13 protein-coding genes are annotated in these 13629 nt (G+C 56.8%); 3 read left to right on the forward strand and 10 right to left on the reverse strand.

The annotated features are described in order from the left end of the window. Positions 1-9: 9 nt before the first annotated feature. The 10 genes from HGP31_RS00565 to rpmH form a co-directional block, all read right to left on the reverse strand. Positions 10-417, reverse strand: coding sequence for a F0F1 ATP synthase subunit I (locus HGP31_RS00565; RefSeq protein WP_008064605.1), 408 nt, complete (start codon positions 415-417; stop codon positions 10-12). 148 nt (positions 418-565) lie between these two features. Continuing rightward, a complete protein-coding gene (locus HGP31_RS00570; RefSeq protein WP_008064607.1) occupies positions 566-1438 on the reverse strand; it encodes a ParB/RepB/Spo0J family partition protein in 873 nt (290 codons plus the stop codon). Positions 1439-1447: 9 nt separating this feature from the next. Next, complete coding sequence (locus HGP31_RS00575) at positions 1448-2245, reverse strand: ParA family protein (RefSeq protein ID WP_008064610.1); 798 nt, start codon at positions 2243-2245, stop codon at positions 1448-1450. A gap of 18 nt (positions 2246-2263) precedes the next feature. After that, entirely contained in the window at positions 2264-2908 is a 645-nt protein-coding gene (gene rsmG, locus HGP31_RS00580; protein ID WP_008064612.1) for a 16S rRNA (guanine(527)-N(7))-methyltransferase RsmG, read from the reverse strand. Further along, positions 2905-4803 (reverse strand): tRNA uridine-5-carboxymethylaminomethyl(34) synthesis enzyme MnmG, encoded by a 1899-nt coding sequence (mnmG, locus tag HGP31_RS00585; protein ID WP_168757024.1) that lies wholly within the window; start codon positions 4801-4803, stop codon positions 2905-2907. The genes rsmG and mnmG overlap by 4 nt, the downstream gene beginning before the upstream one ends. A 551-nt stretch (positions 4804-5354) precedes the next feature. Continuing rightward, entirely contained in the window at positions 5355-6725 is a 1371-nt protein-coding gene (gene mnmE, locus HGP31_RS00590; protein ID WP_020797989.1) for a tRNA uridine-5-carboxymethylaminomethyl(34) synthesis GTPase MnmE, read from the reverse strand. A gap of 79 nt (positions 6726-6804) precedes the next feature. Further along, the gene (gene yidC / locus HGP31_RS00595) at positions 6805-8484 is read right to left on the reverse strand and encodes a membrane protein insertase YidC (RefSeq protein WP_020797990.1); all 1680 of its coding nucleotides are present in this window, start codon (positions 8482-8484) and stop codon (positions 6805-6807) included. 2 nt (positions 8485-8486) lie between these two features. Then, positions 8487-8732 carry a membrane protein insertion efficiency factor YidD gene (yidD, locus tag HGP31_RS00600; protein WP_080725322.1) on the reverse strand — a complete coding sequence of 82 codons (246 nt, stop codon included), beginning with the start codon at positions 8730-8732 and terminating at the stop codon, positions 8487-8489. Beyond that, complete coding sequence (rnpA, locus tag HGP31_RS00605) at positions 8725-9126, reverse strand: ribonuclease P protein component (RefSeq protein ID WP_197677877.1); 402 nt, start codon at positions 9124-9126, stop codon at positions 8725-8727. Before rnpA ends, yidD begins: the two co-directional genes overlap by 8 nt. A 16-nt stretch (positions 9127-9142) precedes the next feature. Next, positions 9143-9277 (reverse strand): 50S ribosomal protein L34, encoded by a 135-nt coding sequence (gene rpmH, locus HGP31_RS00610; protein ID WP_003213577.1) that lies wholly within the window; start codon positions 9275-9277, stop codon positions 9143-9145. A gap of 567 nt (positions 9278-9844) precedes the next feature. Between rpmH and dnaA the strand changes: the two genes are divergently transcribed. The 3 genes from dnaA to recF are packed head-to-tail and all read left to right on the forward strand — an operon-like array spanning position 9845 to position 13628. Then, positions 9845-11362: a chromosomal replication initiator protein DnaA gene (gene dnaA / locus HGP31_RS00615; protein ID WP_033041071.1), complete on the forward strand. Its 1518-nt coding sequence runs from the start codon at positions 9845-9847 to the stop codon at positions 11360-11362. Positions 11363-11400: 38 nt separating this feature from the next. After that, on the forward strand, positions 11401-12504 hold the full coding sequence (gene dnaN / locus HGP31_RS00620; protein ID WP_020797992.1) for a DNA polymerase III subunit beta: 1104 nt from the start codon (positions 11401-11403) through the stop codon (positions 12502-12504). A 20-nt stretch (positions 12505-12524) separates the two neighbouring features. Continuing rightward, a complete protein-coding gene (gene recF / locus HGP31_RS00625) occupies positions 12525-13628 on the forward strand; it encodes a DNA replication/repair protein RecF (protein WP_008064628.1) in 1104 nt (367 codons plus the stop codon). Position 13629: the final 1 nt, after the last annotated feature.

Raw genomic sequence — 13629 nt, forward strand, 5'->3', positions numbered from 1 at the left:
TCAAACGCCCTAAGGTCTCGAAAGTCTTGTTCTCATCAGCAGGGGAGCGAACCAGCTGACTGACTGAGTCAGCACGAAGACACCGAATACTGCAATCGGTGCCAGTGGCTTCACACCTGCGAACACCAGTGCAAACAGCACTGCCGTCAAAATCAGTTTGCCTGCCTCGCCGGCATAAAAAGACCGGACGATGGACTGGGCTGCTCGGGCGCCGGAAAACCGAAATGCCCTGTGAGCAAAATAAACATTGGGCAGCAAGGCTATCAGGCCTCCGCAAAGTCCCGAGTACCCGGCAACGACTCCATGCCATTGCCAGAGCGCCAAAGCAGCAATCAGCAAAACGACAAATTGAGCCATTAACACCGGAAAAACTGCCAGGCGATGGAAGGGCAAGCGGTTTGGCGTGCGGGTTTCCATCACTATTGCTCTCCAATGGTCGGCTGCCAGAATTCAATAACTTGGCATAATTTGTGCCGACAAAATGCGCGCAGAGTATAGGGGCGGTTCTGCCCCTATTCAACTGTCAGGTAGTGATTTCCGACTGCGCGCTACATAAGGAATTGTTTCAGCGAATGTGTGCGAGCACACCCTGAAGTTCATCCAAAGAGTTGTAGCCGATAACCAGTTGTCCTTTACCCTTCTTCCCGTGGCGGATCTGCACCGCAGAGCCTAGGCGCTCGGCCAGGCGCTGTTCCAGGCGAGCAATATCCGGGTCCGGTTTCGAGGGTTCCACGGGCTCCGGTTTGCCACTCAACCACTGGCGAACCAGTGCTTCAGTCTGGCGCACGGTCAGTCCGCGTGCGACAACATGTCGCGCCCCTTCAACCTGCTGATTATCCGGCAAACCGAGCAATGCACGCGCATGACCCATTTCCAGGTCACCGTGGGACAGCATGGTCTTGATGACTTCCGGCAGCGAAATCAAGCGTAGCAGGTTGGCCACGGTTACCCGGGACTTGCCCACGGCTTCGGCGACTTGTTGCTGGGTCAGCTGGAATTCGGTCTGCAGGCGCTGCAAGGCCACCGCTTCTTCGATCGGATTGAGATCTTCGCGCTGGATGTTCTCGATCAGCGCAATGGCGATCGCGGTTTCATCCGGTACATCACGCACCATCGCCGGGATGGTTTCCTGGCCAGCTTGCTGGCTGGCACGCCAGCGGCGTTCCCCGGCAATGATTTCGTAGCGACCACTACCGATCGGCCGCACAACGATCGGCTGCATCACGCCTTGTGCCTTGATCGATTGCGCCAGCTCTTCGAGCGCCTGGGGATCCATATCGCGACGCGGCTGGTACTTGCCGCGCTGCAGCAGATCCAGCGGCAGGTGCTGCAGCTCTCGCTGATCGGCCTGCACCGCCTGTTCTTCCAGCGCGCTGACACTCGGACCACTCAGCAGTGCATCCAGTCCACGTCCGAGACCTCGTTTCTTGACGGCCATGGGGATTCCTTAAGTTGCCTGAGCAGCGGCGATGCGTGAGTTTTTGCGTTGGCGACGGACCATTTCGCCCGCCAGGGCCAAATAGGCCACGGCACCGCGCGATGATTTGTCGTACGCCAGGGCCGGCATGCCGTAGCTCGGCGCTTCCGCCAGGCGAATGTTGCGCGGAATGACCGTGTCGTACAGCTGATCGCCGAAGTGTTCCTTGAGCTGGGCCGATACATCGTTCATCAGGCTCAGGCGCGGGTCGTACATCGTACGCAACAGGCCTTCAACCTTGAGGTTCGGATTGAGCAGCTCGGCGATGCGCTTGATGTTATCCACAAGGTCGCTCAAGCCTTCGAGTGCGAAATACTCACACTGCATGGGGATAATCACCCCGTCGGCGGCTACCAGTGCGTTCAAGGTCAGCATCGAGAGTGACGGCGGGCAGTCGATCAAAATGTAATCGTAGTTTTCGCGGATCGGCGCCAACGCACTGCGCAGGCGGCTCTCCTTCATCTGCATTTCCAGCAGAACCACTTCGGCCGCGGTCAGGTCCCGGTTGGCCGGCAACAGCTGGTAACCGCCGTGCTCGGAGAAATGCATGGCCTGGGCCAGGTCGCATTCCCCGATCAACAGGTCATAGACCGAGTTTTCCAGGCCGTGTTTATCCACACCGCTACCCATGGTGGCGTTGCCCTGTGGATCGAGATCGATCAGCAATACCCGACGCTTGGTTGCGACCAGGGATGCTGCGAGGTTGATACAGGTGGTGGTCTTGCCCACACCACCCTTTTGGTTCGCTATCGCGAATACCTTAGCCATTCTTGCTTGTGTTCCCAATCATGCCGTGCGGCGCAGTATCAGCAGATGGCGTTGGCCTTGGCAACCAGGAACGGCCAGGGCGTGTTCGCTATCGAGGTGGAAGTCTGTCGGCAATGCTACCAGCTCATCGGCGGGATGAACGCCCTTCATTGCCAGCCAGCGTGTATCGGTGTCACCGAGGTGGCGCGTCCAGTTGCTGAAGTTTTCCATGCTGCTGAAGGCCCGGGAGATGATCCCGTTGAAGGGTTGTGCAGGCTGGAACGCTTCGACGCGACTGTGGATAACTTGCAGGTTATCCAGTTTCAGCTCGAGTTTGACCTGGGTCAGGAAGCGGGTTTTCTTGCCGTTGCTGTCCAGGCAGGTCACTTGTGACTCGGGAAAGAGGATGGCCAGGGGAATGCCCGGCATACCGCCACCGCTTCCAACGTCGAGCCAGCGACCGTTTTCGACGAACGACATCACGCTCAGACTATCGAGCAAATGACGGGACACCATTTCGTCAGGATCGCGGACCGCGGTGAGGTTGTAGGCCTTGTTCCATTTTATCAACAGGGCCAGATAACCCAGCAGCTGTGCATGCTGGGTTTCGGTCAGGGCGACACCGAGCTGACGAGCGCCTGTGGATAACTCTTCTGCGTGTTGCGGGGTGACCAACGAACTCAAGCGCTTTGCTCCAACTGACGGCCCGCGCCGCGTTTTTTCAGATGAATCATCAACAGGGAAATGGCTGCTGGTGTCACGCCCGGGATGCGTGACGCCTGACCCAATGTCTCTGGACGGGTCGCGCCGAGCTTGCTCTGGATCTCTTTGGACAGACCGGAAATGTTCGTGTAATCGATATCCACAGGCAGTTTGGTGTCTTCGCTGGCCCGCAAACGCGCGATTTCATCCTGCTGGCGGTCGATGTAACCCGCGTACTTGGTCTTGATTTCGACCTGCTCGGCAACCTGTGGATCTTCTGCGCCCTCACCGGTCACGGCGATCAGACCAGCGTAGTCGATTTCCGGACGGCTCAGCAGATTGAGCAAGTTGTATTCATGGGTCAGTGGCGTACCGAATTTTTCGGCAATCGCATCGCCCTGTTCGGTGCCCGGCCGTACCCAGGTGCTTTTCAGACGCTGCTCTTCCAGCTCGATGCTTTCGCGTTTTTTGCAGAACGCCGCCCAACGCGCGTCATCGACAAGACCCAATTCGCGGCCTTTTTCGGTCAAGCGCAGGTCAGCGTTGTCTTCACGCAGGATCAGGCGATATTCGGCACGGGAGGTAAACATCCGGTACGGCTCCTGGGTCCCGAGCGTAATCAGGTCGTCGACCAATACGCCGATGTAGGCTTCGTCCCGACGCGGGCACCAGGCATCTTTTCCTTGGGCACGCAGTGCGGCGTTGGTCCCGGCCAGCAAACCCTGGGCGCCGGCTTCTTCGTAACCGGTGGTGCCATTGATTTGCCCGGCAAAAAACAGACCACCGATGACTTTGGTTTCCAGGCTGTACTTCAGGTCACGCGGGTCGAAATAGTCGTATTCGATCGCGTAGCCCGGACGCACGATGTGTGCGTTTTCCATGCCGCGGATCGATTGCACGATCTGCAATTGCACATCGAACGGCAAGGAAGTGGAAATTCCGTTTGGGTACAGCTCGTTTGTCGTCAAGCCTTCCGGTTCGATGAAGACCTGATGGCTCTGCTTGTCAGCAAACCGATGGATCTTGTCTTCGATCGACGGGCAATAACGCGGGCCGATACCTTCGATCTCACCAGCAGCGGAATACATCGGCGAACGGTCGAGGTTCGCGGCAATGATTTCGTGAGTGCGTGCATTGGTGTGGGTAATCCAGCAACTGACCTGTCGCGGATGCTGCTCTTTGGACCCCATGAACGACATCACCGGAATCGGCGTATCGCCTGCTTGCTCGGTCATCACGGAAAAATCCACGGACCGTGCGTCGATACGCGGCGGTGTTCCGGTTTTCAGGCGACCAACACGCAGTGGCAATTCTCGAAGACGCTGAGCTAGCGCAATCGATGGCGGATCACCAGCGCGACCGCCGGAGAAATTCTGCAAACCGATGTGGATAAGTCCGCCAAGGAAGGTACCTGTGGTCAAGACGACCGAATCGGCGAGGAAACGCAGGCCCATTTGGGTGACAACACCACGGACTTGTTCTTGCTCGACGATCAAGTCATCAGCTGCCTGTTGAAATATCCACAGGTTCGGCTGGTTTTCCAGGATTTCGCGTACGGCCGCCTTGTACAGAACCCGATCCGCCTGAGCGCGGGTTGCACGTACGGCTGGGCCTTTGCGGCTATTCAACACGCGAAACTGGATGCCGCCCTTATCGGTAGCAATGGCCATCGCACCGCCGAGGGCGTCGATTTCCTTGACCAGATGGCTTTTGCCTATCCCGCCAATGGCCGGGTTGCAACTCATGGCACCGAGGGTTTCCACGTTATGCGTCAGCAATAGGGTCTTGACCCCCATACGTGCTGAGGCCAGTGCTGCCTCGGTACCGGCATGACCGCCGCCGATGACGATCACTTCAAAACGGGAAGGGAAATCCACCACGCACCTCGTGCCTGCTTAAGTAGGTAATTCAGGAATAGTTTGAGCTCAGGTTTTCGGACCTGGTCGACAAGTATAGGGACTTCGCCCTTCCTAAAGAACCCTTTGCACAAAATTTAACCAGCTGTGGAAAAGTGGCGGTTATAGAAATTAAAAAGAGAGAAATTTATTAAATCTTTGTTTTTATGTTTATTTCTACTGACCGACCTTTCTGTGGATAGATTGCTACAGCCCAATAAATACGTTGTGTACAGAGTTTCAAAACCCTGTGGTCATGTGCCAATGAGGCCCTTGGATAACCGGTTTAAGCCTGTGGATGAATGGGGCGCTTATCCACAGGGGCGGTTATCTTCAGTTTTGAGGCCCTGTTATCAACTGCCCTTAGCCGCGGTTATTAACAGGGCTTAATCCACAGAAAAGCGTCGATCGAAGGAAATTCGGGCAAGGAAAAACCGCTCAAGCAGAAAAATCTGCTCGGCACTGGAGGGGATGGTTTTGAAAGTGGAGGGGGCAGACAGGCCAGGACGGCCTGCCTGTAGATAACAGAAAGACTATTTACCGATGCAGAAGCTGGAAAAAATTCGTCCCAACAGGTCATCGGAGCTGAATGCACCGGTGATTTCTCCCAGCGACTGCTGAGCCTGGCGCAAATCCTCGGCAAGTAATTCGCCGGCACCCGCCAGGGTCAATTGCGCGCGGCCGTGCTCAAGGGATGCACTGGCATGACGCAATGCTTCCAGGTGGCGCCTGCGAGCACTGAAACTGCTTTCCGAGGTCTGTTCGTAGCCCATGCAAGCCTTCAGGTGGTCGCGCAGCAACTCCAGGCCAACACCTGCAGACTTGGCGCTGAGGCTAATGGTGACGTGTCCGTCATCGCTGACTTCCAGGGCCATGGCCTCGCCTGTAAGGTCGGCTTTGTTGCGGATCAACGTGACTTTCGCCGGATCGGGGCGGGTTTCAAGGAACTCAGGCCATAGTGCGAAAGGATCGAGCGCTTCCGGCGCGGTTGCATCGACAACGAGCAGCACCCGATCGGCCTCGCCGATGGCTTTCAATGCCCGCTCCACCCCAATTTTTTCCACATGGTCATCGGTATCGCGCAACCCGGCAGTATCCACCACGTGCAGCGGCATGCCATCGATGTGGATATGTTCGCGAAGGACGTCCCGCGTGGTGCCGGCGATCTCGGTGACGATGGCCGCTTCACGGCCGGCCAGCGCATTGAGCAGGCTGGACTTACCCGCATTCGGACGACCGGCGATGACCACGGTCATGCCGTCGCGCAGCAAGGCGCCCTGTCCGGCCTCCCGCATCACGGTGGATAACTCATCGCGCACTTTGTCGAGCATGCCCAGTACGTGGCCGTCGGCCAGGAAGTCGATTTCCTCTTCCGGAAAATCGATCGCCGCTTCGACATAAATACGCAACCCGATGAGTTGTTCCGTGAGGTTATGCACACGAGCCGAAAAGGCGCCTTGCAGGGAGCGCAATGCGTTGCGAGCCGCCTGTGCAGAACTGGCTTCGATCAGGTCGGCGATGGCTTCGGCCTGGGCCAGGTCGAGCTTATCGTTCAGGAACGCACGTTCGCTGAATTCTCCCGGTCGGGCCAGACGACAGCCGAGTTCAAGACAGCGTTGAAGCAGCATATCCAGGACAACCGGGCCTCCGTGCCCCTGTAACTCCAATACATCTTCGCCAGTGAAAGAGTTCGGTCCTGGAAAATACAACGCGATGCCCTGATCGAGCACTTCGTCGTTTTCACCAAGAAACGGTCCATAGTGAGCGAATCGCGGTTTGAGTACACGACCGCTAAAGGCCACGGCCGCAACGCTGGCCAACGGCCCGGAAATACGAACGATGCCTACACCACCCCGACCTTGAGCGGTGGCGACGGCGGCAATGGTTTCACGAGGAGCGCTCATAAACCGGTATCCAGACAAAAGTGACAGATAGCAAAACGCCCCACTAGGGGGCGTTTTGAGTGGTTACCCACAGTGTAAGTCAGGCAGTCGCTTTGGCAGCTGCTTCGATCTTACGAGTGATGTACCACTGTTGGGCGATCGACAGGCAGTTGTTCACTACCCAGTACAGTACCAGACCGGCCGGGAACCACAGGAAGAAGAAGGTGAAGATGATTGGCATCAGCTTCATCACCTTGGCCTGCATCGGATCCGGTGGAGTCGGGTTCAACTGCTGCTGGATGAACATGGTTGCACCCATGATGATCGGCAGAATGAAGAACGGATCCTTGATCGACAGGTCGGTAATCCACAGCATGAACGGCGCCTGGCGCATTTCAACGCTTTCCAGCAGAACCCAGTACAGCGAAAGGAATACCGGCATCTGCACGAGGATTGGCAAGCAACCACCCAGCGGATTGATCTTCTCTTTCTTGTACAGCTCCATCATGGCTTGCGACATTTTCTGCCGGTCATCGCCATGTTGCTCTTTCAGTGCAGCCAGTTTTGGCGCCACTGCACGCATGCGCGCCATGGATTTGTAGCTGGCAGCCGACAGAGGGAAGAAGATCCCCTTGATCAGCATGGTCAGGAAGATGATCGACCAGCCCCAGTTACCCACAATCGCGTGGATGTGTTGCAGCAGCCAGAAGATCGGTTGCGCGATAAACCACAGGATGCCGTAGTCGACGGTCAGTTCCAGGCCTGGGGACAACTCTTTCAGGACAGCCTGGCTTTTCGGACCGGCGTACAGCACAGCGCTGGTTTCAGCCTTGGCACCCGGAGCAACGGTCAACGAAGGACCGGTGTAACCGATGATGTAGTTGCCTTTGCTGTCTTTACGGGTCTGGACGACGTTGTTTTCGCCCTTCGCCGGAATCCACGCGGTCACGAAGTAGTGTTGCAACCAGGCAACCCAACCACCGGTGACGGTTTCTTTCAGCTGAGCCTTATCCATGTCGCTCATCGACACTTTTTTGTACGGCTCGTTACTTGTCCACAGGGCAGCGCCCAGATAAGTCGCGGTGCCAGTGGCGGTGCTGGAAGATGGATCGGAGCTGGCGTCACGCTTCAATTGCGCAAACATTGCACCGGACCAGGGCTGTGCGCTCTGGTTGTCGATCAGGTAGGAAACGGTTACGTCATACAGGCCGCGTTTCAGGGTGAAACGCTTGATGTAGTTGACGCCGTCCTTGCTGAACTTCAGGTCCACGACCAGTTGGTCCTGGCCATCAGCCAGTTGATAAACCTTCTTCTCCGCCGAGTAAACCGGACGACCGGCAGGACTTGCATCCGGGCCGTTGCTGCCAATCAGGCCACTTTGCGCCAGATAAGTCCGCTCGTTGCCGTTGTCGAACAGCTGGAATGGAATTTCCGGATGGTCCTGGCGACGTGGATACAGCGGCAATCTCAGTTGGGCGACATCACCACCTTGTGGATCGATGGCCAGATCGAGCACATCCGTTTTGATCTGGATGAGGTCGGTGCTTGCAGCAACCGGAGTTTCGGCAGGTGCGCTGGTATCGTTTGCGGCGTGTGGAATGTCGTCACTGACGGACGCTTTATTGCCAGTGGCCGTATCCGGGAGGCCCGGTGCGGTCGTACTGGAAGCAACATTCTGAGTCGGCAAGGCAGCTTGGCCATAGTCCTGGTTCCATTTAAGAACCATAACGTAGGACACGATTGCCAGGGCGACGATCAGGATCGTGCGTTTGATATCCATGATTACTCGGCCATCGAAGAAGAACGGGAGGTAGGGATAGATGGAACCGGGTCATAACCACCGGGATTCCACGGATGACAGCGACCTAAACGACGAAAGGTCAGCCAGCCACCGCGCAGAAGGCCATGATTTTCAATGGCTTCTAACGCGTAGCAGGAACAACTGGGGTAGAAACGACAGTGACTGGCCATTAGGGGACTAATGGCGTAGCGATAAAACTGGATCGGAACGAGTGCCAGTTTACGCATCTGGACTGTCTACCCCTACAGTTTCGGTTTTGACTGCTGGTACCGGCGTGCTGCGTGCCAGACGCTTCCAGAGTTTGCCGAAATGCTGAATCAATTCGGGGTTTTCTACGTCACCCAAACCTTTGCGCGCGACGATAACGATGTCCCAGCCGACCAGCAAATCCTGGTTCAGGCGAAACGATTCGCGCATCAGACGTTTGAGGCGATTGCGCTCGACGGAGAGCTTTACGCTCTTTTTCCCGATAACCAGCCCGAGACGGGGGTGATCAAGATCGTTGTTGCGCGCAAGGAGCAGGAGATTTTTCCCCGGTACCTTGCCGGTAGGGGAGTCAAAGACTGCCTTGAAATGCCGGGGAGTAAGCAGACGCTTTTCCCGACTGAAGTCCTGACTCACCTCCAGTGCCGGCTTATCAAACTGCCAGACGCGCACGACCTTTGGCGCGACGACGCGACAGAACGGCACGGCCGTTCTTGGTAGCCATGCGAGCACGGAAACCGTGGGTACGAGCGCGTTTGATAGTGCTTGGTTGGAAAGTACGTTTCATTGTCGTGTTACCTGGTTCGTCCACAACGGGCCGGAATGGCCCCCGTTTTAAGAGACCGGGGATTCTAGAGAAAGCAAGCCTCTAGGTCAATTTCCAACCAACGTTTCCTTATAAATAGATCTCCAGAGGTTTTCTCCGACCCTGATCCTTCGACAAACATAAAAATAAAGAAGGAAAGTATTTAAAGCTTTTCTGTAAAGCTTATAAAGGCTAGGGCGACCCTCATCTGTGGATAACTGCCTTAAGCCCTTGTCTTACACGCTGTACAGAGAATGACAACTACAGTGGAAAACCGTGTTCAGCCTGTGCTGCACTGTCGGAAAACCTGTGTGTGAAAGGCAGCCTTATCCACAGGCAGGTTATCCACCGAGTTTCGCCCCCACTTGTGCAATGAGCTTAGAGGGGGTTATCCACAGACCTTATGCACAGACCATTGGTCGTCTTTTTACCGTATGGAACCTTGATTCTTCTCGGTGCACGACTCACCTACGTGTGGATAAGTCGGCGTCTGGCCGTTACAATGGCCGCTTGTTTTTGCCTCACCGGCTTTCAACTTAGGGGATCTCCGTGTCAGTGGAACTTTGGCAGCAGTGCGTGGAGCTTTTGCGCGATGAGCTGCCTGCCCAACAATTCAACACTTGGATCCGTCCACTACAGGTCGAAGCCGAAGGCGACGAGTTGCGTGTCTATGCACCCAACCGTTTCGTCCTGGACTGGGTCAACGAGAAATACCTGAGTCGCGTCCTGGAATTGCTCGACGAGCACGGCAACGGTATGGCGCCTGCGCTTTCCTTATTAATAGGCAGCAAACGCAGTTCCGCTCCGCGCGCTGCGCCGAATGCGCCACTGGCCGCAGCGGCGGCCTCCCAGGTTCAGGCTGCTGCCGCGCCTGCAGCTGTGCCACCTCCTGCACCATCGAACAAGCGTTCGACGCCCAAGCCCGCTGAAGTCAGCGAGCAAGAACCTTCGCGTGACAGCTTCGACCCCATGGCCGGCGCCAGTTCGCAACAGGCTCCGGTTCGCGCCGAGCAACGTACCGTCCAGGTTGAAGGCGCGCTCAAGCACACCAGCTACCTGAACCGCACCTTTACCTTCGAGAACTTTGTTGAGGGTAAGTCCAACCAACTGGCCCGGGCCGCAGCCTGGCAAGTGGCGGACAACCCCAAGCACGGTTACAACCCGTTGTTCCTTTATGGCGGTGTAGGCTTGGGTAAAACCCACTTGATGCACGCTGTGGGTAACCACCTATTAAAGAAGAATCCGAACGCCAAGGTCGTGTACCTGCATTCCGAGCGCTTCGTGGCCGACATGGTCAAGGCTCTGCAGTTGAACGCGATCAATGAATTCAAGCGCTTCTACCGTTCGGTGGATGCATTGCTCATCGATGACATTCAATTCTTCGCCCGCAAGGAACGTTCCCAGGAAGAGTTTTTCCACACCTTCAACGCTCTGCTTGAAGGTGGCCAGCAGGTCATTCTTACCAGTGACCGCTACCCGAAAGAAATTGAAGGCCTTGAAGAGCGCCTGAAGTCTCGCTTCGGCTGGGGCCTCACGGTGGCTGTAGAGCCGCCGGAACTGGAAACCCGTGTCGCGATCCTGATGAAGAAAGCCGACCAGGCCAAAGTCGATCTGCCCCACGATGCAGCGTTCTTCATTGCCCAACGCATTCGCTCCAACGTCCGTGAACTGGAAGGTGCGCTCAAACGCGTGATCGCCCATTCGCACTTCATGGGTCGCGATATCACCATTGAGCTGATCCGCGAGTCCCTGAAGGATTTGTTGGCGCTGCAAGACAAACTGGTCTCTGTGGATAACATTCAGCGCACCGTCGCCGAGTACTACAAGATCAAGATCTCGGATTTGCTGTCCAAACGTCGTTCACGTTCGGTTGCCCGCCCACGTCAGGTCGCCATGGCGTTGTCCAAGGAACTGACCAACCACAGCTTGCCGGAAATCGGTGATGTGTTTGGTGGGCGTGACCACACGACTGTTTTGCACGCCTGCCGCAAGATCAACGAACTTAAGGAATCCGACGCGGACATCCGCGAGGACTACAAGAACCTGCTGCGTACACTGACCACTTGATGAACACCAGCGCAGCTTTTAAGGCAAGGGACTAGACCATGCATTTCACCATTCAACGCGAAGCCCTGTTGAAACCCCTGCAACTGGTCGCAGGCGTCGTCGAGCGCCGACAGACCTTGCCGGTGCTCTCCAACGTGCTGCTGGTTGTCGAAGGCCAGCAATTGTCGCTGACCGGTACCGACCTTGAAGTCGAGCTGGTTGGTCGAGTGCAGCTCGAAGAGCCTGCTGAAACAGGTTCCATCACCGTGCCTGCACGTAAACTGATGGATATTTGCAAAAGCCTGCCGAACGACGCGCTGATCGACATCAAGGTCGATGAACAGAAGCTGGTAGTGAAGGCCGGTCGAAGCCGCTTCACCCTCTCGACCTTGCCGGCTAACGATTTCCCTACTGTGGAAGAAGGTCCGGGTTCGCTGACGTGCAGCCTGGAACAATCCAAACTGCGTCGCCTGATCGAACGCACCAGCTTCGCCATGGCCCAGCAGGACGTACGGTACTACCTCAACGGCATGCTGCTGGAAGTCTCGGCAGGCGTTATTCGCGCCGTGGCCACCGATGGTCACCGCTTGGCGATGTGTTCGATGCAGGCTGATATCGGCCAGCCGGACCGCCATCAGGTGATTGTGCCGCGCAAGGGTATCCTTGAACTGGCACGTTTGCTGACCGAGCCGGACGGTATCGTCAGCATCGTCCTGGGTCAGCACCACATTCGCGCAACCACCGGTGAGTTCACCTTCACCTCGAAATTGGTTGACGGCAAATTCCCGGACTACGAGCGTGTTCTGCCAAAAGGCGGGGACAAGCTGGTGTTGGGTGATCGTCAGGCGCTGCGCGAGGCATTCAGCCGCACGGCGATCCTGTCCAACGAGAAATACCGCGGCATCCGCCTGCAACTGGCCCCTGGTCAGCTGAAGATCCAGGCGAACAACCCGGAGCAGGAGGAAGCGGAAGAAGAAGTTGGCGTAGAGTACAACGGCGGCTCCCTGGAGATCGGCTTCAACGTTAGCTACTTGCTCGACGTATTGGGCGTGATGACCACCGAGCAGGTTCGCCTGATCCTGTCCGACTCTAATAGCAGTGCGCTGGTACAAGAGTCCGACAACGACGACTCGGCCTACGTCGTCATGCCGATGCGCCTGTAATCATGTTCAGCAGAAGCTAGATGTCCTTAAGTCGCGTCTCGGTCACCGCGGTGCGCAATCTGCATCCGGTGACCTTCTCCCCCTCCCCCCGAATCAATATTCTTTACGGCGCCAACGGCAGCGGCAAAACCAGTGTCCTGGAAGCCATTCATCTGCTGGGGCTCGCGCGTTCGTTTCGCAGCACCCGCCTATTACCTGTCATTCAATACGAACAATTGGCGTGCACGGTATTCGGCCAGGTCGAACTCGCCGAAGGCGGACACAGTGCCTTGGGCATTTCGCGGGACCGCCAGGGGGAGTTCCAAATTCGGATCGACGGGCAGAACGCGCGTAGCGCGGCGCAACTGGCCGAAATCCTGCCGCTGCAGTTGATCAACCCGGACAGCTTCCGCTTGCTGGAGGGGGCGCCGAAGATTCGCCGACAGTTCCTCGACTGGGGCGTGTTCCACGTGGAACCTCGGTTCATGTCTACCTGGCAACGCCTGCAGAAGGCCCTGCGCCAGAGAAACTCTTGGCTGCGGCATGGTACACTTGATGCCGTTTCGCAAGCGGTTTGGGACAGGGAGCTGTGCCAGGCCAGCGCTGAAATAGATGAATACCGCCGCGCCTATATCAAAGCCTTGAAACCGGTGTTTGAACAGACCTTGAGCGAACTGGTTGAGCTTGAGGGCCTAACGCTCAGCTATTACCGGGGCTGGGACAAAGACCGTGAACTGAGCGCTGTGCTCGCCGGATCCCTTCAGCGGGATCAGCAGATGGGGCATACCCAGGCAGGACCGCAACGAGCTGATTTGCGCCTCAGATTGGGCGCTCACAATGCCGCGGACATCCTGTCCCGAGGACAGCAAAAGTTGGTGGTCTGCGCATTGCGGATTGCCCAAGGTCACCTGGTCAGCCAGGCCCGACGCGGTCAGTGTATTTATCTGGTGGATGACTTGCCGTCCGAACTGGACGAGCAGCATCGCCGTGCGCTTTGCCGCTTGCTGGAAGACTTACGCTGCCAGGTGTTTATCACCTGTGTAGACCACGAATTATTGAGGGAAGGCTGGCAGACGGAAACGCCAGTCGCCCTGTTCCACGTGGAACAGGGCCGTATCACCCAGACCCACGACCATCGGGAGTGAA

The organism is Pseudomonas umsongensis (assembly GCF_012647205.1).
Lineage (GTDB): Bacteria > Pseudomonadota > Gammaproteobacteria > Pseudomonadales > Pseudomonadaceae > Aquipseudomonas > Aquipseudomonas umsongensis.

What these genes read in the sequence shown, in the direction of transcription:
- rpmH (WP_003213577.1), bottom strand. Translation starts at nt 9,277, where the DNA reads ATGAAACGTACTTTCCAACCAAGCACTATCAAACGCGCTCGTACCCAC.
- mnmE (WP_020797989.1), bottom strand. Translation starts at nt 6,725, where the DNA reads ATGAGCGCTCCTCGTGAAACCATTGCCGCCGTCGCCACCGCTCAAGGT.
- dnaN (WP_020797992.1), top strand. Translation starts at nt 11,401, where the DNA reads ATGCATTTCACCATTCAACGCGAAGCCCTGTTGAAACCCCTGCAACTG.
- HGP31_RS00575 (WP_008064610.1), bottom strand. Translation starts at nt 2,245, where the DNA reads ATGGCTAAGGTATTCGCGATAGCGAACCAAAAGGGTGGTGTGGGCAAG.
- recF (WP_008064628.1), top strand. Translation starts at nt 12,525, where the DNA reads ATGTCCTTAAGTCGCGTCTCGGTCACCGCGGTGCGCAATCTGCATCCG.
- HGP31_RS00565 (WP_008064605.1), bottom strand. Translation starts at nt 417, where the DNA reads ATGGAAACCCGCACGCCAAACCGCTTGCCCTTCCATCGCCTGGCAGTT.
- HGP31_RS00570 (WP_008064607.1), bottom strand. Translation starts at nt 1,438, where the DNA reads ATGGCCGTCAAGAAACGAGGTCTCGGACGTGGACTGGATGCACTGCTG.
- yidD (WP_080725322.1), bottom strand. Translation starts at nt 8,732, where the DNA reads ATGCGTAAACTGGCACTCGTTCCGATCCAGTTTTATCGCTACGCCATT.
- yidC (WP_020797990.1), bottom strand. Translation starts at nt 8,484, where the DNA reads ATGGATATCAAACGCACGATCCTGATCGTCGCCCTGGCAATCGTGTCC.